The 25,177-nt window shown below is 39.4% G+C and carries 18 protein-coding genes and 2 pseudogenes; 11 read left to right on the forward strand and 9 right to left on the reverse strand.

All coding sequences use genetic code 11. The features are described 5' to 3' along the window. Positions 1-279 precede the first annotated feature (279 nt). The 9 genes and pseudogenes from radC (at position 280) to ACQKL6_RS00995 (ending at position 7,834) form a co-directional block, all read left to right on the forward strand. A pseudogene (gene radC / locus ACQKL6_RS00955) lies at positions 280-731 on the forward strand (RadC family protein). Further along, positions 728-1,042 carry a hypothetical protein gene (locus ACQKL6_RS00960; RefSeq protein WP_427650281.1) on the forward strand — a complete coding sequence of 105 codons (315 nt, stop codon included), beginning with the start codon at positions 728-730 and terminating at the stop codon, positions 1,040-1,042. Before radC ends, ACQKL6_RS00960 begins: the two are co-directional and overlap by 4 nt. Before the next feature lies 1 nt (position 1,043). Next, positions 1,044-1,304, forward strand: coding sequence for a hypothetical protein (locus ACQKL6_RS00965; protein ID WP_427650283.1), 261 nt, complete (start codon positions 1,044-1,046; stop codon positions 1,302-1,304). Positions 1,305-1,739: 435 nt separating this feature from the next. Next, the gene (locus tag ACQKL6_RS00970; protein ID WP_427650285.1) at positions 1,740-2,615 is read left to right on the forward strand and encodes a tyrosine-type recombinase/integrase; all 876 of its coding nucleotides are present in this window, start codon (positions 1,740-1,742) and stop codon (positions 2,613-2,615) included. 198 nt (positions 2,616-2,813) lie between these two features. Continuing rightward, the gene (locus ACQKL6_RS00975; protein ID WP_427650286.1) at positions 2,814-2,948 is read left to right on the forward strand and encodes a hypothetical protein; all 135 of its coding nucleotides are present in this window, start codon (positions 2,814-2,816) and stop codon (positions 2,946-2,948) included. A gap of 364 nt (positions 2,949-3,312) precedes the next feature. Beyond that, on the forward strand, positions 3,313-3,639 hold the full coding sequence (locus ACQKL6_RS00980; RefSeq protein WP_402954749.1) for a hypothetical protein: 327 nt from the start codon (positions 3,313-3,315) through the stop codon (positions 3,637-3,639). A 132-nt stretch (positions 3,640-3,771) separates the two neighbouring features. Next, positions 3,772-3,922 (forward strand): annotated as a pseudogene (locus tag ACQKL6_RS00985) (IS1595 family transposase); the annotation flags it as partial. Between the two features lie 436 nt (positions 3,923-4,358). After that, a complete protein-coding gene (locus ACQKL6_RS00990) occupies positions 4,359-6,440 on the forward strand; it encodes a SpoIID/LytB domain-containing protein (RefSeq protein ID WP_427650288.1) in 2,082 nt (693 codons plus the stop codon). Between the two features lie 179 nt (positions 6,441-6,619). After that, positions 6,620-7,834 (forward strand): right-handed parallel beta-helix repeat-containing protein, encoded by a 1,215-nt coding sequence (locus ACQKL6_RS00995; protein ID WP_427650290.1) that lies wholly within the window; start codon positions 6,620-6,622, stop codon positions 7,832-7,834. Positions 7,835-7,932: 98 nt separating this feature from the next. On the opposite strand, the gene ACQKL6_RS01000 is transcribed toward ACQKL6_RS00995, so the two are convergent. From ACQKL6_RS01000 to ACQKL6_RS01015, 4 genes are all read right to left on the reverse strand, one after another. Further along, positions 7,933-8,481: an undecaprenyl-diphosphatase gene (locus tag ACQKL6_RS01000; RefSeq protein ID WP_427591510.1), complete on the reverse strand. Its 549-nt coding sequence runs from the start codon at positions 8,479-8,481 to the stop codon at positions 7,933-7,935. A 141-nt stretch (positions 8,482-8,622) separates the two neighbouring features. Then, entirely contained in the window at positions 8,623-10,044 is a 1,422-nt protein-coding gene (locus ACQKL6_RS01005; protein ID WP_427650292.1) for an alkaline phosphatase, read from the reverse strand. Positions 10,045-10,132: 88 nt separating this feature from the next. Further along, on the reverse strand, positions 10,133-13,012 hold the full coding sequence (locus ACQKL6_RS01010; RefSeq protein ID WP_427650294.1) for a YhgE/Pip family protein: 2,880 nt from the start codon (positions 13,010-13,012) through the stop codon (positions 10,133-10,135). A 461-nt stretch (positions 13,013-13,473) separates the two neighbouring features. Next, complete coding sequence (locus tag ACQKL6_RS01015; RefSeq protein WP_402954731.1) at positions 13,474-14,130, reverse strand: NlpC/P60 family protein; 657 nt, start codon at positions 14,128-14,130, stop codon at positions 13,474-13,476. A 241-nt stretch (positions 14,131-14,371) separates the two neighbouring features. Here ACQKL6_RS01015 and secA2 point away from each other — a divergent pair, with 241 nt between their 5' ends. Then, a complete protein-coding gene (gene secA2, locus ACQKL6_RS01020) occupies positions 14,372-16,759 on the forward strand; it encodes an accessory Sec system translocase SecA2 (protein ID WP_427650296.1) in 2,388 nt (795 codons plus the stop codon). Next, the gene (locus ACQKL6_RS01025) at positions 16,759-17,640 is read left to right on the forward strand and encodes an accessory Sec system S-layer assembly protein (protein ID WP_427650297.1); all 882 of its coding nucleotides are present in this window, start codon (positions 16,759-16,761) and stop codon (positions 17,638-17,640) included. Before secA2 ends, ACQKL6_RS01025 begins: the two co-directional genes overlap by 1 nt. 111 nt (positions 17,641-17,751) lie before the next feature. Here ACQKL6_RS01025 and ACQKL6_RS01030 read toward each other — a convergent pair whose 3' ends face one another. The 5 genes from ACQKL6_RS01030 to ACQKL6_RS01050 all read right to left on the reverse strand — a co-directional run bounded on the left by ACQKL6_RS01030 (position 17,752) and on the right by ACQKL6_RS01050 (position 25,021). Next, complete coding sequence (locus tag ACQKL6_RS01030) at positions 17,752-18,159, reverse strand: hypothetical protein (protein WP_402954722.1); 408 nt, start codon at positions 18,157-18,159, stop codon at positions 17,752-17,754. Positions 18,160-18,596: 437 nt separating this feature from the next. Then, a complete protein-coding gene (locus ACQKL6_RS01035; protein ID WP_427650299.1) occupies positions 18,597-19,523 on the reverse strand; it encodes an LCP family protein in 927 nt (308 codons plus the stop codon). 205 nt (positions 19,524-19,728) lie between these two features. After that, the gene (locus tag ACQKL6_RS01040) at positions 19,729-21,507 is read right to left on the reverse strand and encodes a M14 family zinc carboxypeptidase (protein ID WP_427650301.1); all 1,779 of its coding nucleotides are present in this window, start codon (positions 21,505-21,507) and stop codon (positions 19,729-19,731) included. A gap of 125 nt (positions 21,508-21,632) precedes the next feature. Then, positions 21,633-22,700, reverse strand: a complete 1,068-nt coding sequence (locus tag ACQKL6_RS01045; protein WP_427650303.1) for a LysM peptidoglycan-binding domain-containing protein — start codon at positions 22,698-22,700, stop codon at positions 21,633-21,635. 170 nt (positions 22,701-22,870) lie between these two features. Beyond that, positions 22,871-25,021 (reverse strand): S8 family serine peptidase, encoded by a 2,151-nt coding sequence (locus tag ACQKL6_RS01050; protein WP_427650304.1) that lies wholly within the window; start codon positions 25,019-25,021, stop codon positions 22,871-22,873. Positions 25,022-25,177: the final 156 nt, after the last annotated feature.

The raw sequence follows: 25,177 nt of genomic DNA on the forward strand, positions 1-25,177 counted from the left end.
AATTCCTTTCGAGGTGTTAGGGCTATTTCTAATTGAGGAGGATAATACACGTTGTATGGTTTGTTTTGTATGGAGAATGAGAAAGACTTTCCATGTTGTAATCAAAGATGCACGAACTTAGCCATGGAGAGAAACACTGAAGGGCATTTTGTTTACATAAAAAACGAAATCGAATCAAATAGAAAGATAACCATATATTATGATTTTGAAGTAAATCAAGATAATAGTCCTAATTCCTTTCAAGGAATTAGGGCTATTTCTATTGGAGGTGAAATCTAAATGGAAAACCATCCAGCAAAGAGAATAAACATCGTTAGTGTGAAATTAATGAAGGAATCAATTCGTTATACAAAGAAAGATCTATACGATCGCCTGAAGATGGATATCATCTGATGAATCAATTCCTGGGAGACTTAGATAGAGAAGCCTTTATCGTAATTAGTCTGGATACGAAGAACCAACCGCTTTCAATAAACATCTGCCACGTGGGTAGCCTGAATGCGAGTATCGTAAATCCCCGGGAAGTCATGAAGTCTGCGATTATATCGAATGCCGCTTCTATCATGGTGGGACACAATCATCCCAGCGGATAGAGTAGCCCATCAAGTGAAGATATAGAGGTCACGAAGAGACTAGTCAAAGCTGGAAAGATTATAGGGATAAAGTTATTGGATCACATCATCGTAGGCGATGACAACTTCGTCTCATTAAAGGAGAAGGGATGCATTTGAAGGAACTAGATTGGTTCGTAAAAACCCTAGAAAACGAATTTCATATAGAAGCCGATAAAAGACAGATAAGCTACGAAGGAAGTGAACTGTACCTGGATGAGATAGATGAATTACTCATTCCACCTGACATGCTGAATGGACTTCCTGAACCGTTTCTCTTCGAGACGATGGTGTTTGATCGTGAAGAAGATGGAACGGAGTGGCTTGGAATCATTGCGATGAATATAGGGACAAGAGAGTGGCATTTGCAACTCATTCTGAAAAATGAAGAAGTCGTATATAAAAAAGAGATTAAAAAGGAGAGGGATTAAAATGGGGAATTACCACAAAATCACGATAAACGGAGTGACATTCTTTCGGGAGTTTAATTCGGCTAGTGGATATTATGGTCTGGATGAGTTAACGAAGGAGGAATTGGTCGAGCAAATTATGGATGAAGTAATTGAATCATCTGTCGAAATAGACGAGGAAGAAATAAATCAAGCCATCAGGAGTATTCCAAGCTACAGTCAGCGGGAATCCGTTCAAAATTACATCACCTATTTGGAAATGGTGGCCGAGTCATTGGAGTGAACCCCCGACATTTCTTTTCAGAAATTCACGACAAAACTAAGCTCATTAAAAGCTAACCAGTAGAACTTATCCTTCCCATGCAAAGTAGCTAGTTTAGGGTACTGAAGACTCACGACTTTATCATAAGAATGTCGTCAGACGGACAAAAAAACAGGAATAGGAGAGTGCGAAATGTTATTACCTAATTTCCCTATGAAAACTTTTGGTGGAAAAATATTTTGGAGAACAATTGAATCCAGTAACGGATGGAGACTACAACAGAACATACTCTCCGAACATTATCGGATCATTGATTCACAAAATATACGCCACGCCTGGAGTAACGACTGGCAAGAGATTAATAATACGTACAAAAAGTTTACAAGGAATTTTATAGAATAAGGTCATGGGTGCCTAATATACATCGATGGCTTTTTTGTTTAGGAGGGAAACCACTTGGCCTTATTAGATGCATTCAGACAGTGGCTTATCGAAGATGGGAAGAGTCCAAAAACCATTGAATCATACTGTAATGATGTAAAGCAATTTCAGTTGTACCTTGTGGAGAAAGTTGCTGATGAGAACCAGCCACTTTCCCGCTTTTCTTTTGTCCGCTATAAACAATATATGTTAGACGAAAATTTAAAGATATCCACTATAAATAAAAAGGTGAACAGCCTGAAGGTATTCAATGATTTCTTACAGATGAAAGGGCTGGTAAGGAAAAACTTTATTCAACTAAGGAAGGACCGAGTGCCCATCGCAAATGGAAGTGAGAAGGTTGTCGAAGCACTAACAGATGGAGAAGTCGAGAGGGTGCTGGCCTATGTCCAGGATGATTTGAAAGTGAGCATTCGAAACCGTTTGATTGTTCATACCTTGCTTTATACAGCTGTTCGAGTCTCTGAACTCATTAATATTAAGCATGTAGACATTGAACCACTAACCTCTACTCTCACCGTTCGGGGCAAAGCCGGAAAGGTTAGAGAAATTGGAATTCGAAATGATCTTATGGAATTAATGAAAATCTATCAAGCAGGAGAGAGAAAAGAGTCAAAATATCATGATAGCGAATATCTATTTGTCACTCAAAGAAGTCCTAAAATGCATAGAGATGCGGTTAGGAATTGGTTAGCTAAAATCTCTGATGATATTGGCATGAAACTATACCCACATCTGTTTAGAAGAACCTGTGCAACCCTGCTTTTAAGGCGAGGAGTTCCGGTGGTCACGGTCAGTAAGATACTGGGTCATTATTCAGTAGAGCTTACTTCGAAAACCTATATTCAGACTTCTAGAGCCGATAAGCAGTCAGCTTTGGATTTATTGTAGAGTATGCACGCAGGACGGAAAATGAAATGGTGGAATCGGCAGTCTATGCTTACGGTTACAAAGATAAATTTCTAAAATCGCTCGATTTTGGAGAGGGAGTATGAAAGCTCACGGAGGTCAAATGGAAGGCGATTTGACTTATGATCCAGTCGGCTTAGGCAGTCAAGATAGAACGGGAAGATAAAGGAGAAGTTACCAATGAAGATGATACAAACGTTAAGCGATATTGAATATCCAAAAGCAATAAATAAAATACCAATCGAATTAATTAAAGAAATTGAACAAGACTTTCTCAACCTCTATGGAATATCATTTAATCAAGTGCTCATTTGAATCGCTCATTCAAAGCTATGGGGAGCGAGTACAAAAATTATAGAGAAGGGTTGAAAAGCTAATTGAATAGTATCAAGGAAAAAGAGCTAAGGCCTTAGAGATATTTGATTATTTCATGAGACGAGAATTTGAACGGGCCATAGAATTAATTCCATGGCTCGTTTAGTGTTTAGGGTAAACCTAAGCGCTTGGCCACTTCATTCTCTCTAGCTTATTTTTGGCTAGCTTCAAGTATAGTAAACTCCTAATTGTTAAGTAGTTCATATATAGAGTATAATAACGCGAACGCACATTCTTTATAAAAAATTTATCATTTTAGAATATAGGGCGTTAAAACTTTCATGTCTAAAGGAGAACGATGAAAATGAGAAAAATAGTTGTAATATTGAGCTCTTGTATGATTTTTGCATTATTATTAGCTGGTTGTGGAGCTGATGAACCAGACTATACAACTGAACAATTTGAATCTGCACTAAATAAAGGAGATAACTTGGAAGGGAAAACTGTATCAGTTAAAGTAGATGAGATTGTACCTGATAGTGCTTTTGGTTACAATATCGAGACTGGAGAACATTTGAATTTCGTGTCAACCGACAATCCGAAGGTTAAAAAAGGAGATGAAGTAGTTCTGAAGGCCAAGGAAGTAAAGAGTGTACTTGGCTCATTTATTATTACTTATGAAAAGCAGTAATTTGATCAAAGAAATGTTTCATCAACAAATGAACGTATACGAATCCGCAATGGATTACGTATGCGTTTTTATTGTAGAGAAGAAAATTTGATAAGAATGAACAATCAAATTTATTGTTGCTTTTAAGGCTGAACATGGCGTGTAAAAGCTGAAGAGTTTGATGCAGTGAATGGGAAGTATATTCATCCATCTTGTATGCTTTGTACGGATACAACAACTTACTACCAAAAGGTTCGCTAAAATCAATGGTTTACAATACGAAACCATCAATAAACGTCAAAGGCTACTATTATTCATTGCTGAACATTTAGTAACCTTCCCAGACCACGATGCGAGATAGCAAATTTCTAATGGGCTTGAGAGATATATTTTTAAAATAAATAACCAAGAAATACAACCCTCTTTAACATTCCCTTCATTTAGAAAAATCCCATGCAAAAATTGAAAAAAATAAAAAAGCCTAGAATTTAATAAACCTCAAGAAATAACAACGTATTTCAGAAGGATAATAATGAACACATCAAGAAGTTAAAAGATAAGCTAAATTCAAGCCAAGGTAATTAAAACATATGGTATAAGCTGGTCTGCTAGAAATTTCTTATTTGTGACTAATTTACTATATACCTCTTAGAATCCTACTAACTTTGCCGATATTACTAATATAGCAATCTATCAAAGTTTTTATCTATAAAAAAGTATAGAGATGAGGCGGAAGTAAGATGAGAAGTTTGAGGTATATATGTATGGCTTTCTTTATCATTTTTTCTACATTTCCAGCATATGAAGCAGTGGCAGCAGAAGGATCTACAGAGATGAAGGTGAAACTGAGAAACTATTTGGGTAATCAAACATCCGTGACGGTAACGGCAACAGGTGACTATCTAACATCTGATGATGCGCTCTTTATCAAGAGCGGGGAGGAACTGACGGTTAAAGTGGAGACCGGAAGGCTTGTTGTATACAAGAATGCAAAGAAGCTAGAAGCATATTCTTCGTTTACCGTAACACCGGTTAAGGAAGATTCCCTATTAACCATTAACAACCGTCAGTATCCTGGAGCACTGGAGTTCACGGTTGAAGGCGGTTATGTACGGCCAATCAACCATGTTCATATTGAGGAGTATGTAAAGGGAGTCGTTCCTAGGGAAATGCCGGCCCTATGGCATATTGAGGCCGTGAAAGCCCAAACGATCGCAGCCCGTACCTACGCACTCCGTTTTCAGTCTAAGGTGATTGATGATACGGTTTCTTACCAAGTATATGGAGGAGCCGACGGTCATGACCGCTCTAATTTGGCGGTGGAACAAACAAAGGGGCTTGTTATCAAGCATGATGGAAAGTTGATTGAGGCGCTTTTTTCTTCAAGCAATGGCGGCATGACGGAACTGAATTCCAATGTCTGGACAAGCGGTAAACCTCTAGCTTATCTGGACATTAAAGAGGATCCGTTTGATCCGAAAATAAAATGGTCGGTTTCACTGGATAAGCAGCAAATTGATCTTTCCAAAAAAGATTTATCGAAGCCGGGAGATTGGTGGACAAGTGTTAAGGAAAAGGATACAGCCGTCGTTCCTAACTTGAAAAGTTGGCTTCAAAGTAATGGCTATAACAAAAAGGATATTAAAATTACGGATATTCCTGTTTTAGCTTTATCAGATAAAACTTCTGGAGGACGAGTGACAAAGGGCTCCATCCAATTGAATTTCTATGTGAAGGATATGCTTGATGAGAAAGGCAAATTAGTACAGCAAACAGTTACGGAACTGAATGTCCCTGCTTCAAAGATCCGGGCTATGGTAGGTACGGATAAGATGAAGAGTTATTTAGTAGTGGATTCCATATCAACCAATTCGGAGAGAGTTTCCATAGATGGGCTAGGTTTTGGCCATGGGGTTGGAATGAGTCAGTATGGAGCGAAATATAGAGCTGAATTTGGCCAAACGTATCAAGAGATTTTAGGATTTTATTACCCGAACACGACGATTGTAAGGGAGTATGCCGATGCTGAGCCTGAACAGGAGCCTGTAGTGAATAAGGATACAACAGCACCGAGCATCACTGCTGTAAAGGCGACAGAGGATTATTCTAATAATAAGGTCGGCATTACGTATAGCATGAATGAAGATGCGATCGTTTCCTTAACGATTAAAGATGGCATGGGAAATGTTGTAGCCACTCCTGTTCGTGAACAAGCCTTGAAAAAGGGGAGTCAGTCCGCTACATGGAACATAAAAGATGTCAGTAGTGGAACCTATATCGCAGAGATTATCGCAACAGATCGAGGCGGAAATAGGGGTATGGCAACACAGGTGATTCAGGTAAGTAAAGATACAACGGCACCGAAAATTACAAGCATCGACACATCAGGGAATTACAGCACTGAAAAGGCAAGCATTTCGTATCATATAAACGAAGATGCTAAGGTTACGATGCAAATCAAAAATAGCAAAGGGCAAGTAATTGCCACTCCAACTAGTGCAAAATCGTTGAAGAAGGGGAATCAGTCGGCTATATGGAATTTTAAAAATGTATCCAACGGCACGTATACAGCCCTCATCACCGCGAGTGACGCAAGTGATAACCAAAGAATGGCTACAACGAAAATCACGATCAAGAAAACAACAGGAAAAGTGACCGCAACTGTTTTAAATATACGAGAGAAAGCCAATACAACCTCGAAGATTGTCGGTAAGCTTAAGAAAAATCAGACCGTTACAATCTTAGCACAACAAGGGAACTGGTACAAAGTGAAGTACGGTACTAAAAGCGGGTATGTATCCAAAACCTATATAAAAAAATAACGATTCGAGACGCCATTTCATTGAGAGATGGCATTTTTTTGAATAAATTTTAGAAAAAAATGGGGTTTTTATAGCTGAATCTACTCATAACAAACGAATGAATGATATTATAGGGAAGTATGTTAAAAAATGACTTTATTAATATGGAGAATTAAACAGGAAAAAGGAGAGTTTGCTACATGAGAAAGAGGATTGGATTTTTATGGATAGCCGCTATGTTATTGTTCAGCGTGTTATTACCTACATATTCAGCAGAGGCAGCGGCAAAACCAACTTATACCATATCACCAACAAGCAAAACCTATAAGAATAATATGATGAATTTTTCTACATATAACTCGTATACGAAGCATTATTATTTATTGCGTTCATACCTTGAAGAGTTAGAGAAAAAAGGTGGCGGTACGCTTGTCCTGAAAAAAGGTACGTATACAATCAGTAATACACTCTATGTTCCTTCGAACGTAACAATCAAGATGAAGGATGGCGTAAAGCTGGTTAAAGGAAAGAAAACGGGAACGAACCAGTTCGTTGCAGCCAAATCCATGTTCCAACTTATAAGGCCATCCAAGTCCTCTAAGAAGGGTGTGTATGGAAAATATAATGGAGAGAAGAATATATCCTTCATCGGCGAAGGTAATGTTACTGTCGATTTAAAGTATATAGAAGACAGCATCGCCATCATCATGGGTCATAATAAAAACATCAAGGTGGAGAATATCCATTTTAAGAATATGTTCTCCGGCCATTTTATTGAAATGGATGCCTCGGATCATGTCATGATCCGTAAGAATACGTTTATAGATTCGAAAGTATCCAAAAATGTAAATAAAGAAGCGATTAATATTGATACACCAGACAGAACCACGCTTGGGTGGAGCCAAACTTGGAGTAAGTTTGATAAAACAGCCAACAAACATATTACCATCGAAAATAATACGTTCAAAAATCTTGATCGTGCGATAGGGACTCATAAGTATTCCGGCGCAAAATATCATGATAAAGTAGTTATCCAAAAAAATAACATAGAGAAAACACGTAGCGATGCGATTCGGGTTATGAATTGGTCTGATGCACAAATCATTAACAATACAATAAAAAATGTGGAAAACGGCGAGCCTGGAAAACGAGGGATTTTAGCCAGTGGTGCGAAAAACCCGACATTCAAGAATAATACATTTCAAAAAGTTGGCCGACCTGTTCAATTTACCACCTGGAAGAATGCAGGACCAGGTTCTCAATACGATATTACTTACAATGTATTGAGTAAGAAAAACAAACATGATCTTTCAAACAATCTAGCGATAAATACCGCAGAAAATTTTATCCGGATCAATAACAAATATAACGAATATATCTTATATACCGAAAAAATCTACCTTGTCTCAAAATAGACTAACAAACCAGCTATGATTAAATTCCTAAAGAAGATGTCTTTCATGAGTAGTAAACAAAAAACTGCTAGTTGAATTCAACTAGCGGTTCTTATGTGTTATAAATCTGCCGATTTAGTTTTTTCTACATTCTCTTGCTTATTCAAAAGACGCTGAATGTTCTTTGATTTTGGGACAACTTTGTAAACAATAAATGATACGACCGTGCTAATCAATGCGCCGACAAGAACATCAGCGGGATAATGAACGCCTACCCCTATACGCGATATTCCCACAAGTACTGCTACAATCAACCATAAAAAACGATATCGGCTTTTGCTGAATAACCAGAAGGTCATGCAAAAGGAAAAGAAGAGGATGGTGTGATCGCTAGGAAAAGAATTATTGATATCTTTCTCTATCAATTTATTCACATCGTCCAAAACGGAAAATGGTTGATAATTGGTATGGAGGTTGCTCACTAGTTTCCCCACTACCTCTGCCAAAATAAATGTAAGGCCTGCACATACAACCATCAATCTATTCCTACCATTACGTGTAAAAAAGAAAACGACAACAGCCAAAGCTAAGAAATACAATGAATAGTCAGCAAGAAAAACAAACACAGGATTTAGATAAGCGTGCTCTTTTCCTAAATCATTAATCATCCTAAATAACGTGATATTCAATTCCAAAATGGTCTTTTCCTTTCTATGTAAAACTTGATATATGAATCATTATAATACATGTTCGATCCCTTTTGGCTAAAGCATGAAATATAAAAAACTAGGGCTGACTATGTGTCAGCCCTAGTTTTGGGATAATTGTTGGCCTGGGGTAAAGGGAACGCCGGCCGCTTTTGCAATGATTTGTGAGATGTCTGTATTGTCGAGTACGCCGTCGAATGCCTCACTTCCAGGTCCGGTTGCAAAGACAGGTACCATATTGGCGGTGTGCCCTCCTGTCGAACTGGCTGCACGTATACTTCGGTCCGCTACTCCAGCTTTATAATGTTTGGCGATGGTACTGCCGATTTCCCAATCGATGCTATGCTGCGGGTAGACAAGCGTTCTATTGCTTCTTACGTGTTCGATGAATTGTTGTGCCTCTTCAGGTGTAAGAGAGATCTGGGCATAGTTCTTGAATGCGGAAATGACGCTGTTTGGTTCAATTTTATTGTCTTTATCAAAGGTAAGTTGCTTGGCCATAAACTGAGTAGATACTTTGATTTTTTTCAATGCAGTGATATCCATCGTTTCCGAAGCGGAGATTCCCATCGTTTCATGGTCAGCCAACACGACAATCAAGGTATCCTTCCTTTGTTTGGCCCATTCGACAGCTTTCTTTACCGTCTGATCAAATTCGATCGTTTCTTTCCAAATTCCTGGATAGTCTGCGGCATGTTCCATTGAATCGATACGTGCCCCTTCCGCCATTAAAAAGAATCCGTTGTCACTTTGAGATAAGACATCAAGTGCTTTTGCCGTCATTTCGGAGAGCGTGGGCTCCTGTGAGTGGACCACTTCTCTATCCAGCTTGAAATTCATATAGGTGGGGTGGAATAGCCCTAGCAGTTTTTTAGGGTGTTGAACGGAAGCGAGTTCTTCCTTATTCGCCGTAAATGAATAACCGGCTTCTTTAAATTTGGCGACAAGGTCGACGCCATTTTGCCGTTCCTCCTCGAAATAGGAAGCGCCACCGCCAAGAATGACATCAATCCGATGATCAAATAGCTGCCGGGCAATCTGGGAACCACCTGTCCAGCGGTTTTTTACGCTGGCGCCGAAAGCGGCGGGGGTGGCATCGACAACCATATTAGTGGAAATGAGCCCGACCTTTTTTCCATGTGCTTGAAAGGCATCAAGAATGCTGTCGATCTCTACTCCAGTCGAGTCAACCCCGATCGATTCGTTATTGGTCTTGATGCCAGTGGCGATGGCTGACCCTCCGGCCGCTGAATCGGTCACATAATTATTAGCGGAATAGGTGCGCATCAGGGCGACATGTTCTAACTTTTCCATATGAAGCACCCCGGATTTACCATATTCGAATTGGCGGGCAATTTCGATGGCCCCTACACCCATGCCATCGCCAATGAGCAGGATTACATTTTTGGGAGGCTTTTGAGCTTGTCCATGAATCGGGTAGGCCAGGAAAATGAGGAGGAGGGATACTAATGCTAGACCATACGGGCGTATGAATAGTTGAATGCATCTGATTTTATTAGTCATGTGGAATCCTCCATTAGATGTATGTCTTTCTATTATTAGTAGAGATCCATAAAAAAAACCTTCCTGAATATCAGGAAGGTAAAAACTTTTATGCTGCAACATCTGCACGTTCTGAATTTCTGCTGGACTTGAACCAAATAACTGCAAGGGAAAGGGCAGCGAACACGACTAGGAATATGGCGATAACGCTGACACTTGACCAGAATAAACTAAAATTGTTAAGGGTTATGACTGATTTAAAGCCGTTAATTGTATACGTAAGTGGTAAGAAACGACTTAATGTTTGCAATCCTTCTGGGAGCATGTGAACTGGTAAGCTTGAACCTGTTGTGGATAGTTGTAAAACTAAGAAAGTAAAAGCTAAAAAACGTCCGATATTTCCAGCTAAAGCCACTAGGAAGAACACGATGGCCAAGAAAGTTAAGCTGATGAATACCGAGAATAGGATTAACATGATCCCGTTTGTAAAGGTTGATTTTAAATAGAAGGAAGCGAAAACAGATGCGATGAGCGCCTGAGCTATCGCGAGCACTGCCATGTTTCTGAATTGGATCGCGTACCATCTAAATGCGGAACCCTCTGTCACCGCTGGCAATTGTAAGTTGAAGAGACAAGCCATGACCAAAACCCCTACGAATAATGCTAACGAAAGGATATATGGAGCATTCGCATAACGGTATCCAGGGAATGTATTGATGGACTTTCCACTCAATTCCACTGGTGCCGCAAACATGGCAATGTTCTTTTCATCCGTGTTAATGGCACTTAATTTATCAGCACCGCCAGATAAGCCGGTTGTCAATGTCTTACTGCCATCCTTGATTTGTCCGACGCCACCGTCTACTTGTTGGACACCATCGGATAAAGTACTCCAACCTGTTTTCACGGTCTTCGTGCCGTCACTCACTTGCGTCATTCCGTTATCGAGTTTGTTTGCACCAATTGTAAGGTCGTTCCATCCGGCTTTCACAGTTTGGTTACCTGCAGCAAGCGTTCCCGTTCCAGCGGCAAGCTTACCAGCACCTTCCGCTAGAGTACTTGTTCCAGAAGCAAGGGTCTTTGTACCGTTAGCAAGCGTGCCAGCCCCGGCTACAAGATCTTTACTGCCTTTAGCGAGCGTTCCGGTTCCAGCTGCAAGGTCTTTACTTCCTTTTGCAAGTGTTCCGGTTCCAGTCACAAGGTCTTTAGTGCCGTTAGCAAGCGTGCCAGCTCCGGCTGCAAGATCTTTACTGCCTTTAGCAAGCGTTCCAGTTCCGGCTACAAGGTCCTTACTACCAGAAGCCAAAGTAGCAGTTCCGGCTGCAAGAGTTGTGGTACCTGCCGCTAATGAACCGGTACCTGTTGCAAGCTGACTGGCTCCAGTGGAGAGGTCCCCTGCACCTTTAGCAAGAGTTTGCGTTCCTCCGTAGACTTGCTTTTGTCCTGCTACTAAAGTGTTTAGTCCAGCTTCTAAAGTGTTAGCCCCTGTTGATGCGCTGGCTAATCCTCCTGATATCTGATTAGCTCCCGCTACTAAACCAGGAGTTTTTTCTGCTAATAACCCGAGACCGCCAGCAACCTGTTGACTTCCTTCTAATAGCTTTTGAAAATCTGGACTTGCCTTAAGTCCAGGTACTTGCTCGGCAAGTTCGGCTAAGCCTGATGCAACAGTATTAGCGCCTGGGGCTAATTGTTTTATTGTAGAGTTTACGTCCGCTGCACCTGTAGAAACTCCTTTGCTACCTTCAGCAAGAGTTGAAATGCCTGCCTTTAATGTATTACTTCCTGCTTCCGCACTTGTTAAGCCATCTAATACTTGCTTGGCACCACCTTGCAAAGTAGAGGCTCCATTCACTAATTCTTTTGTTCCACTATTCAATTTTTGGGCTCCATCATTGACTTGACTAGCGCCACCTTTCAGAGAAGCAGCACCGGCATGTATAGAACTGGCACCCGCATTCAGTTTTTGAGCGCCATCACTGACTTGATTAACCCCACCGTTTAATTGCTGAGCCCCGGCATTCAGAGAAGTGGCACCAGTGTTCAACTTTTGAGCGCCATCGTTAACCTGACTAATACCGCCATTGAGTTTTCGGGCCCCGTTATTGACTTGGTTCACACCACTATTCAGTGCTTGAGCTCCATTATTAAGCTTACCTGCCCCGGCGTTTAACTCATTGGCACCAGCATCTAATTTTCTAGCTCCGCCATTTAAGGTCTGAGCGCCATTGTCTACTTGTTTAGCACCATCCGCTAACTTGCCGATGTCTCCCTGTTTACCAGCAAGAGAGCTATACATCACGCTTGTTCCAGCTTTTAATTCTGCTGCCCCACTCGCAAGCCTTGCGATGTCTGGTGCCTTTTGTTTCAGGGAGTCAAGGATTTGAGCGGTACCATTTTTCAGTTCTCCGGCTCCATCATTGATTTTTTGAGAACCATCTGCCCCATCTTTGAAACCGTTTTCAATATCACCCAGTTGATTGAGCAAGCTTGTCGTATAAGTGGCTGTTACCTTATCCGCCAAGCTTTCACGAATACGTTCTGTAGCACTTTTGGTTACTTGAGCAGCCATAAAGTGTAGCCCTTCATTTTGTGTATAGATCAATTCAGGTTTTACCGGATTTGTATCCAAGACTGTTGTTACATTCTGTGAGAAGTTTTCCGGAATTTCAATGACCATGTAGTAATCGGTATTTTCCAACCCTTTTTTAGCGGTCTTTTCATCAACGAAGTCCCAGCCAAGGGTATCGCCAGACCGTAACTCAGCTACCAAATCATTGCCGACATTAATCGGTTTCCCGCCTGAAGTGCCGCCTATATCCTTATTGACGACAGCGACAGGAAGTCTGGATAAATTGTCGTAGGGCCCCCATTTTGCAGTAAGTATAAGTGCTGCGTAGATAAATGGGATTAATAAGACAGCGACGATAGCAATGATCCACCCCGTCCTATTTTGGGAGCCGCCAAACTGAAATCCTGATCCTTTCATACATAACCCCCTATAAACTCTTATTTTTAAAGGATGACTGGGAGCCGTCCAATCAAACTTTTATAAGTATATTCTGACCATTTATTCTAATTCCTTCTTATTTTTGACAAAATATTATTTGAAATTAGATATTTTTAGGATTAAAGTTTCATAAAATAGTAATTATTTGGACAAACAAAAGATACTAAAGTAGGATTTTAATTTAAATTTCTTTAAGAACAATGTATATGAATGGTTATTCATTCACTTTTTGGGTGATTTAATAATTAAGATACTTATCTTTAAAACCTGAATAACAATTCTAAAAAAACAATAAGTATTTTTAGGAAATCGTATGAAATGTTAGTTTACCGAGTTCTAATATATGAAGATAGTCGGAAATCATTTATAGTGCAGAGAGGAAAAAGAGTGTACTAATAAAAGAAGGTTCACTGAAATTTATTTCAGTGAACCTTCTTTTATTATAGGGTTTTTGACCCGATATATTTCGGCTTCCAGTAGGAGTTGTCCATGCTTGAGATGCTAACTCCTCTAGAAGTGGCAGAATGGATGAATTGATTATCACCTATGTATATTCCAACATGTGAAACACGTTTGCCATTTTTAAAGAATACAAGATCCCCTGGTTCAGGTTCTGATGTTTTCAAACCAACTTTAGAATACAAATCTGCAGCTGTACGTGGCAAGACGACATCTTGTGACTTTTCAAAGACATAGTAGATGAACCCAGAACAATCGAAACCTTTGGGAGAAGTTCCGCCCCATCTATATGGTACACCCATATATTTCTTAGCTTTTTCTATTAATTTGTCATTATCTATGTTGTATACGCCCAAGGCATTAAAGGTCGATCGGTTGGATATCCCATTTTTCTTTAACTTGTGGTCTTTTTGAAAAGCTTTTACTGCCTTTGTAGTAGATTCATTATAATTATTTGAGTAGGAGCCTGATGGTTTATAGTAACCTTTAAACTTCAGAAGTTTTTGAAGTTGGCGTACGTCGGAATGTTTCATTTTCGGTTCTAACGTTTGATCACCAATATTAGCAGATGCTTGATGCTGTAGAGGTGAAAGCAATAAGACGGCAGCGACAACTAGACTACTAAATAACTTTTTCAATGAATTTTCCTCCTGAAACAAATATTGGTTCTTACATAGTAATATAGTCTTGTTACAATAAACGACATTTTACATTACATTTCTGTTACAAAAGTCAAATTATGCATAAAAAAGTGAGTATTAAACCTTTAATTCTATTAATTACTTCATATAGGTAATTATTGCTAACACTCCAGTTTATAACTATATATGATATAATTTCTATAGTGCGTTCAATTGATTTTATAGGAGAGAAAACCCTATGTTAACTGGTATGAAAAAGATATTTAATGAGAGTTCTAAAGACTTAAAGCGAATTTATAAGCTTGTAGATAATGTGAACCAACTAGAGGGTAAGTTTGAAAAATATTCGGATCATGAATTAAGAGGTATGAAAGATACGTTTAGAAGTTTGCTAGCTTCTGGAAAAACGTTAATGGATATTCAAGCTGAGGCTTTTGCCGTAGTGCGGGAAGCATCGAAACGTGTATTGGGTCTACGGCACTATGATGTTCAGCTCGTAGGTGGGTTTGTCTTGAATGAGGGTGCAATCGCTCAAATGAATACGGGTGAAGGGAAAACTCTTGTTGCAACCTTGCCGAGTTATTTACATGCATTGGAAGGTAAAGGCGTCCATATTATCACGGCAAATGAGTATCTCGCCAGCCGGGATAAGGATTTGATGGGGCAGGTGCATGAATTTTTGGGTCTGACAGTCGGCTTGAATATTTCACAAATGGCTCCTTCTGCAAAGCAGGAAGCCTATGCTGCAGACATTACCTATGGGACAGGTACGGAATTCGGTTTCGATTACCTTCGGGATAATATGGTCTTTCGAAAAGAAGAGAAAGTGCAAAAAGGACATCGATTTGCCATTGTCGATGAGATTGACAGCATCTTGATTGATGAAGCAAGGACCCCGTTAATCATTGCAGGCAAATCAAGCGATGGAACTGAGCTGTTTCATATTACTGCTCAAATTATGAAGTCGTTTAAAGAGGATGAGGATTTTGAGGTTGCTAACGAATCAAGGGCTACCTTTTTAACAGATCAAGGCGCATCCAAGATTGAAAAGGCGTTCGGAGTAGATAACTTATATGATATAGAGCATCAAGAGCTACTGCATAATGTGACGCAAGCACTTAAAGCACATGCCATTATGAAATTGGATGTCGATTATATCGTCAAGGATGGACAGATATCCTTGATAGATAAATTTACTGGCAGGGTGATGGAGGGCCGAAGTTTTAGTGAAGGTCTCCATCAGGCCATTGAAGCAAAGGAAGGCTTGGAGATTTCTGAAGAGAATGAAACCCAGGCTACAATTACCATCCAAAATTATTTCCGTTTATATCATTCACTTTCAGGGATGACGGGAAGTGCCATGCCTTCGAAAAAGGAGTTTTGGGAAACCTATCAGCTGCCTGTTATTGAAATTCCAACGAATAAGCCCATTCAACGACAGGATAAACCAGATTTAATCTTTAAAGATGAATTAAGTAAAATCAAAAAAATCGTTTCAGAAGTAACACGTATCCATAATGAAGGAAGGCCAATTTTGATTGGAACGACTTCCATTGAGCAATCGGAAACGTTGTCCATTCATTTGAAGAAAGAAACAATCCAACATCAGATCCTCAATGCGAAAACGGAAAAAGGCGAAGCGGAAATTATCGCCAAGGCCGGACAAAAGGGTCAAGTAATGTTAGCAACGAACATGGCTGGAAGAGGTACGGACATTTTGCTGGATGAAGATGTTAAGGAATTGGGCGGTCTTCATATTATCGGTACGGAGCGACATGAAAGCAATCGTATCGATATGCAGCTACGTGGTCGTTCGGGTCGGCAAGGTGACCCGGGCTCTACACAATTTATCATTTCTTTAGAGGACGATTTGTTTGTCTACTATGAGGAAGAAGAAATTGAACGGTACGTAAAGAAAGTTAAAACAGATGAAACCGGTTTGGTCGTAAGTCCTGCTCCGGAAAAATTCGTGAAAATGGTTCAGGAAACGATTGAGCAAACACATCAGTCTAGCCGTAATCATTTGCTGAAATTGGAACACGCTTTAAATGAGCAAAGTAAAATTATCTATTCGATGAGAGATCGGATTCTGGACATGGAAACGGATCAAATGTTTACAATTCTCCTTGAATATATTGAGAATTACATCCGTAAGCTCGTGGCGAAGTATTATCCTGAATATATGGAAGAGCCGAATTCGAAGGCTTTTATTGAAGAGCTGTCCCTTGTCTACTTATCGTTGGATTGGAAAGAGGACGATTTGCAAAGTCTTAACCGTTCTGAAGTGGAAGCAAAGGCACTTACTGCATTCAATGAAATGGAACCTATGTTGTTGACTTTACAAGAGGATGCTGAGTGGGGAAGCCGGTTACGTGCCTTTATGTTGAAACAAATTGATACGAACTGGATGAGTCATTTAGACGAAATGAATAGAGTGAAGGAAGGCATAGGGTTAAGCGGGTATGGTCAACAAGACCCTTATATGTTATTCGAAAAAGAAGCGCTTGTACAATTCGAACAGCTTATAGGTCAAATCGAGTCAGGCATCAGTGTCCACTTTATGGAGTATGTAAAAAGCCAAAGGGATCAAGAAGAGGAACTTGATGAGAAGGGGGAAGATGAATAATGGGTCTGTTTAGTAAAAGTGGAAAAGCAAAAGAAAAAGTCAAAATCGAGACAGCAACAGCGGAAGAGTCTGTCTCAAATGCAGAAGATGCGATCTATACTACCTTGGTTTTTCATGATGACTCTGATTTTTCCAAGCAAGAAAAGTATGTTTACCAGTTCCACCATCAACAATTGCCGTCATTAAAACCAAATCAAATTTCCATTTCAGGAGTTAAATTATCAAGGTTTGAAGAGGAAGTAGTGGTTATGGCCTTCATCCGTAATACATTAGATAAAGCGGTCCGCTTTGAAGTAGTGGATTTATTATTATTGGATGAAAACGGGCAAGCTTTGGCGAAGAAGTCATTTGATTTATCGGAAATGGGCGAAATCCCTGCTGTTTCTTGTATGCCATGGAGCTTCTTATTTGAAGAAGAAGATACCTTAGCCGAGATTCCGGACAATGGCTGGAAGATAGCTTTTGAACTGAAAAATCAGGCGCCTCAAGAACATGCATTGGATTTGGCACCAACATGGAGAGAGCAGCTTTCGGATGCTCAACAGAAGAATCTGCAACAACTTGTTGCCGGGTTACCCAAGCTTAACCAAGGCGAAGTGAACTTCATGGGACTAGAAGCTACGTTCAAGGAGAATGATCAATTAGCCGTCACGGTTTTAATTCGGAATGGTAGTGAAAAGCAAATTAAGATTGAAAAACTGCCATTGATTGTCGAGGATGCGGATGGAGATCAAGTTTGCCAAGGTGGTTTTTCCCTTGATAACTTTGAAGTGAAATCAAATACAAGTAAGCCCTGGACATTTATTTTTCCAGGAGAACTCGTGAAAAAGAAAAATCCTGATTTGTCACGTTGGAAAGTATATCCGCCTAGTTCTGTATAAAGATCCTGAAAAGCCCTCATAAGCGATGAGGGCTTTTATGGTCCCATAAAAGTTAATTAGTTATGGGATTAAGAATATTTAGGTTTTTAGATAGCAAGGTTTTTTGAGGAATTAAGAAAATTCCGGCCAGTTTTTTTGTACTTGATCGCCTTCAATTTTCACAAGGGTTCGATAGTTCAAGGGTAATAGCTCGTTTTCTCCCTTACCGGTATGTGGTAGGGCTAATTCAAAAGGGATCAAAGTGAATTCTTCTTCCGTTTCAGAAATAAGATACACACCTTTAATTTGTCCATGTTTCTCCATGTCCAAAGTCAAGAAGGCAGGGTAGTAGGTTTCATCATTAGCCATAAGTACGGCTTTAGCGGTAATAAGGTTATCTTCTTCCTTTTCCACATCTGGGTTACTCGTTTTCTCGAGAGTTTTTACTGCCCATCCTTGTTTCTTATAACCACCAATGATTTTAGGAGGATTCTCCTGCAACTTCTTTAAAAGATCATTTGTTTCGTCATGATTATCCATTTATGTTTTGTTCCCTCCAATGATAATTCGTTGTTATGGCAACTATGTAAAAAGCTTCAAATAATTCAATCATTAATATTATACCTATCTTTTTCTATTAGGTAAAATATCTATCTGACAAAATACTGAGTAGTCATGCTGTATCATGAATGTGTTCGCTTACAATTAATGATTCCGATTGCTTTGTATGAGAGGGTTCATTAGCCATTTGAAGGTTACTAGGTAGTTTAGTAAGAACTGACACCACATTAAAGTTAAAGTTTCTTTGGATTAGAGGGATGCCTATAGAATGTTGATGATTAGGCAGTACTATTCCATAGAATCCAAATTAAGAATGGTTGAAGGTTTAATGATTTAATCAAACGTTTGATTAAATTAGGGGAAGCCTTACCTGAGGTGATTGATTTGGAAAATGAGGGAGTGGCTCCCTCATTTTCTTATATGCCAAGATGCATCTTCAAACGATTTTGTGCTTCGGTTTTTGTTTCATCGGATACAATGTTATACCAAAGTCCATCAACTCGTTGGTTCTCTCCTGCAAGTGTAAATTGTTCAATATTATTGAGGGAAGATTTGTAGTTTTTCTGAATGCTTAACATTTCATTGAACGTTAAATTAGTTTCTACATTTTTTCCGATGGCTTTAAGGATATCATCATAATTGGTCAAAGTGGACAAGCTTGCGCCTTCTTTAATGACCGCTTGTATCACTTGTCGCTGTCTCATTTGTCGACCGAAATCACCGCGAGGATCTTCTTTTCGAATGCGGGAATATATCAAAGCTTCTTTACCATCTAAATCAATTGTTCCTTTTGCAAAGCTGTAATTTTTATAGTTGAGGTTCATATCATTATTGACTGTGATGCCGCCAACAGCATTAACAATGTCCTGGAAGCCCTTCATATTCATCTTTACGTAATAATCTATTGGTATATCTAAATAGGCTTCGACTGTGTTGATCGACATAGTAACGCCACCGTAGGCATAAGCATGGTTCATTTTCTCCGTTGTACCTCTCCCGATAATTTCTGTACGCGTATCTCGGGGGATGCTTAACAATTGAATTGATTCTTTTTTAGGATTTACTGTCATGACAATCATCGTATCTGAACGACCACTATCGTTCTTTCTTTCATCTACTCCTAGTATCAGTAATGAAAAGGGGTCCTTGTTTTTAAACGTTATATCTTCGACGCGTTTATCTGTTTTATGCTCAGTACCCTGCATAGTGTTTATTGTTCCTAATAGGGACTGGTATATAGATGTTGCATAAGCTCCTCCACCAATGAAAAGGATAAGAAGGATGAATCCCAATACTTTTAACGATTTACGTTTTCTTTTCTTTTTTTTACGTTCTGATCTCATTTGTGTTCCTCCTCGAACCATTCCACTTAAATGGAAAAGTGTGAAAAAATACCTAGATGGTATGTCTAATATACCTTTTTTTTACTAAAAAAAGAATAGTTTCTTTTTGTACATGCAGTACATATTTACCTTTTTTAAATGGGAAAAGCGAGGGAATCTAAATGACAAAGATTCCTTCGCTCACTGGGATTGGTGGTTATTCTTATTAAGCGTCTGAGCCGTCTTTTGGAACTTCAGAATCTGGGTCCGGAACTTCCGGGTCTTCAATTGGCGCAGGCTGTTCAGGTACTGTCGGGACATCTGGTTCTAGCAGAAGAAGCTCATTCTCAATTGCTCTTAGCCTATTTTTGAACATAGTTTCTAGTTTTTTGTAGGAGTTAGTAGATTTTAATTTTTTATATTTAGTAATATTTTTTTTCACATCATCGTATTGTTCATTATTCACTTGTTCTTCCATATCCAATAATAATTCATATCTTGCTATATCGTAGTCTGCATTTTTCTTGTTGGTTTTAGCAGGAGTGACATATTTGAGTGTGGCCAATTTTTGAACACTCTTACTGAACATTTTTTTGATTTTATTTTCGGTAGTGCTGGTCTGCTTGACCAATTTATCATAGGTAGTAAATGTTGTACTATTTAGTTTTCCTGCTGTTAAGTGATCCGCTAACTTCTTATTTGTTTGAATAAGATCGTCTCCAGCATGAATAGCATTCATAAAGGCCAGAGAGTTATCGCGATATGATTTAGTCGTTTTTAATGCTGCATTTGGCTTTGTACGATATTTAGCGGGAAGCTTGGCGATTGCCTTTTCCTGTTTTTTAATTTCTTTATTCATTTTGTTATATAGGGACAGATGTGCGCTGGTCACTTTCAATTTACTTTGGCTTTTAATGTCGGTAGAGTAATAGTTTTTTAATTTTGCTGCTGTCTTATTATATGTTTTGATTTGCGTGGTCACTTTATCACTAGCTGCAGTATTGCGGGTATCGTAAAGCTTGAATCCTTCTTGTGCTGTATATAGGCCGATGCTTGCATTTTGACTCCAGATTCTAGCGTAATTCCTAAGGGGTACATGGGTTTCACCAACTGCTGGCGACACTTCAATAGTGAAGGCTGGTTTTTTTTCTACATTGGAGAACCAGTCGCTGAAACCTCCACCGAATGATTTCGATTTAACCAAGCTATAGCCAGTTATTTTGCTTAGTTTACTTGCATATTTGGCATCTTGGGCATAACGGCTTCCGGTTTGCTGATACTTCCAGAAGATGATTTGTCCACTCGAATGGTATGAAATGGCCATTTCTGGGTCGATTTTATCTACAAATGATAGTAGAGCTTTCGTTTCGGATGCGACCGCCACTTTTGATCCGTTGTAATTTTTATAATAGGGAACCTTAGGACCACCAAGGTATTTCCAATTAGGACTATATTGTCGGTTTAAATCCACGCCTTTGGCATTGGCTTTCCAGCGCTTGAAATTCTTGCTGCCACCATTCATTTTAATGATTTTGGCATGGTCTTTTGTAGGAAAATATTTTAGACCGTATTGTTGTAAGGTGACCCCATCCGGGTTGACCATTGGCACAAACCAAATGGTCGTATTATTGAGAAGCTTTTTAACATTGTAGCCGTTTATGTTGGAGTTGCTTTTATATGCAGCGGCATATGTATCTAACATATCCATATTGAGATTGGTCGTGATCCATTCACGTGCATGGTGAGATCCATTAATGAAGACTTTGGATTCTCCTTTTCCAAGTGAGACAGCGTAGATATTACGACCGTATTCGGATTTCCCAATGACTTCTTTTTTGACTAGTCCTGGATAGGTCTGTTCTAGTTTTTTTATATCTTTTAACATTGTGGTAGTGGAATAGGTTTGGTTAGGATTAACAATTGACTTGGCAAAAGTAGAATTCGAGAATAGGAAAGTTCCACAGAGGACGATGAGTGAAAGTAATAAAAGACGAAATCTGGACATATTGTGCCACCTTTTCTAGTTAGTATCTAGTTAATAATGACTATATTAACATAAATAACTAGAATAAATTATAATTTTTACATAAAAAATACCAGACTTATAGAAATATAGTCTGGTGAAAAGAATTATAGACTTCTGTAGCCTATAAGTTTGCTTTTGTAATAGGAGTTTGAAACGTTGTTAATCTCTATTCCATTGCTTGAAGAAGCATGAATGAATTGTCCATTTCCTAAATAGATGCCCATATGACTGACGACGGATTTACTTGATCCAGTCGCAAAGAAAACGAGATCACCTGATTTTGGCGAAGACACTTTCTTGCCCATATCATAATAGGTGGAAGAAGAAAGTCTGGATACTTCATAGCCTGCTTTTTTAAACGTGTAGTAAATGAATCCACTGCAGTCAAATCCTGAAGGGGAGGCTCCTGCCCAGGAATAAGGGGTGCCGATTAACTTTTTTGCTTCAGAAATGAGTGTATCCACTTTATTACCTGAGTCTGTTACTTTTTCAGGAGTTTCTACTGCAGAAGCTGGAGTTGCCGATTTAACCAGGGATAATTTCTGACCGATTCTTATAATGTCGGAGGTTAAGGAATTGTATGATTTAAGGTCAGCTACTGATATGTTTGCCTGTCTAGCGATTTTTGATAGGGTGTCGCCCTTTACAACGATATATGTATTCGAAGTGGGATTGACTTTAGGTGTTGAGACATTCGCTGGCTTGGCACTGCTCGGTAAATCAATGGTCGTGGTTGTTTTAGAGCTTGAAACAATCAGTTTATTACCGGCATATATCATGTCGGATTTCAGGTTGTTTAGTTTTTTTAATTCAGCGAGTGTAAGATTATGTTTGTTGGCGATTTTTGTTAACGTATCTCCAGGTACGATGGTATAAGTGGAGTTTTTTGTTTTTTCTACGGAAACTGACGCTGTTGTAGCTTTTATTTTAGTTGTTGTTTGAGATTTAGACGTAATAATCTTTTGATTGATCTTTAACATGTCTGATTGTAAGTTATTAAGTAGTTTTAACTCTTTTACGGTCGTCTTGTGTTTTTGGGCGATTTTGCTTAAGGTATCACCGCTTTTTACTGTATACGAGTTGGCAAGGGCTGGAGAAACAAAAGTCGAAGATAGGACGGCTAATGTCGAAATTGCAACGATACTCTTTTTCACGTATTCCACCTCTAACATGTCTTTTTCCCTATTCTAACAAACTAAATGGAAAAAAATATATTACATTTATGTTACATGGATAAAATGGTATAAATTAACTGACTTATTTTGTTGTAAAATAGTTGTGTAATTTCAGTTGTTTTCTCCTATATTGTGAGTGTTTTTTCACCATGGTAAATGTATCTCACTCACTTTCCTATTCTTTTGTCGACTACTTTAAAAGGGGTGCTTGTTAATATGCGGGTATTTCCGGCGGTGTCGGTTAACTTTCCTTTAAACTGATAGGTTCCTTCTTTTGTATAGATATTATTGGATATCCTTCCATCCCAGGTAATTATATGATTTCCTTTTTGATGATTTCGCAACGATTCTAGTTTTTTTATGGTGTCACCTTTTGAATTGATAATGGAAATAGTAGAAGCAACCGATTCATTCTTGGTGATGGTTGTGGTGATTGTAGAAGCCCCCGTCATTTTAAAAACTGTGCTTGAATTTTTCATGGTTGCTTTAGGGGCTTTAGTATCAACGACTACCTTAAGTATCTTCTTCTTTCCTGTATGTTTATCCATATCAAGTAGTGAGGCTTGGAGCGAATAAACCCCATCCTTCGCCTGTTTATTGCTATTGGTTTTTCCATCCCAGAAAAGTGTGTTCTTCCCACCTTTGAAAGTCTTAGATTTTGATAGGGTATCTATTTTCAAACCGGTGTTATCCACTAGAGTTGATGTTAATACAGCAACTTTGTTCAGATGAAAAGGAATTTCCAATTGATCGCCTCCGAGTGGGGAATAACTAATTGATTTCTGATTGAAAGTAAGCTCAGGCGTTACCTCATCTTTTACCGTGACATACGTGCTCTTGGAAACACTATGTTTCTTGCTGGAAATCTTCACAGTGACTTTCACTTTCCCGGAAGGAGCATAGGAGCCATTATCCAATTTCCCGTCCCACTTCGTTGAAAAGACCTGCCCGTCCGACTTTTTATTTGTCACAAGTTTCCGGATGGATTTATTGTTGGCATCATGAATGAAAACGGATATACTCGTTCCCTTTTTTGCCTTGAACGAAAGGGAAAGGGAATTCGTTCCGTCTTCGATCAGTGTTTGGCTTGATGTCGTCAGCTTTGATAAGGGTCCTGGAGTATGGGTCAATGCGTTATAGGCATCGACACGGCCATGTCCATAGAAATCATCTCGGCCCATCACTCCAAGGTCCTTACTGGATGTTTGTAAGATATCCGCCACTTCTGCTGGAGTAAGGAATGGATTCTTCGATAAAACCAATGCGGACACGCCGCTGACTACTGGAGCAGCCATGGATGTCCCACTCATGACATCATAGGAATTCCAAGGAACAGTAGAGTAGATATCCAGACCAGGTGCAGCTAAATCGATAGATGCACCATAGTTGGAGAAATCAGCTTTCTTATCTTGTTTTGTTGTGGCGCTGACGCCTAATACATGCTCTAACGCGGCCGGATACTGTTCAGTCTTTGTATCCTCATTTCCGGCTGCAGCTACGATGAGGATCCCTTTCTTCCACGCACTTTGTATGGAGTAATCCAATACCTCTGTATAATCTTCCATTGTCAGACTCAGATTAATGATATCCGCCCCAGATTTAACGGCATAATCGATCCCATCGACAATTGTGAAGATATCCGCCTCATTTTCACTGAATACGTTGACCGGAATAATCTTGACGTTTGGGGCAATCCCAGCGATTCCCTTTCCATTTAGAGAAGCACCGATAATGCCGGCAACATGGGTACCGTGGTCATTCGAAGGTAGCGTTTTGTTGCTCCCGGTAACAGCATTAAATGGCATGATGATGTGGTCCTTCAGTTCGGGATGAGTGGCTTGGATGCCAGCATCAATGACGGCTACTTTAATGTCTGGCGATCCTTTGGTTAGGTCCCAAGCTGTATCCATATTGATTTTCTTTGCGTACCATTGTTTGGAGTAACCCGAATCTGTAGGAATATAGCTCGTCCTCACTTTATAGTTGGGCTCTACCGCCTCTACCTCATCCCACTTTTTAAGAGAGGTGATGGCCTCTTGCCTATCCATTCCTTCATGGAGGGAAATGAGGGTGAAGTTTCCGTTTTGGATGGTTTGGAGTTCTTTTGCTTGAATGCTCTGTAATATGGATTCTTTAACGTTATAGGTAGTCTCCCTATCGAACTTAATGATTAGTTGTTCGGTTTGATAGCTTGTGGTGGAAGAAGACACTTGATTCTGATTATCATTCGGCTTCGAATTCATTTCGGAACCATAGGCAAGTGACCAGTCCGTCGAAAAGAATAGAAGGATAAAGAGCATGGGAATGCATTTTTTCATTAACATATTCCTCCTGAGTTGTTCTAGAAGATTCATATCTAAATAGTATCATGGATTGAAGCGCAACCTAGTATTTTCCTTTTGAGAAGTGTGTCGAATCACCTCTAAAAATGTCTATGAGTGATTCAACCTAGGTGGTTAGTACCCTATTTATGC

Source organism: Peribacillus sp. NPDC097197 (assembly GCF_050278025.1).
In the GTDB taxonomy this organism is placed as follows: Bacteria; Bacillota; Bacilli; order Bacillales; family DSM-1321; genus Peribacillus.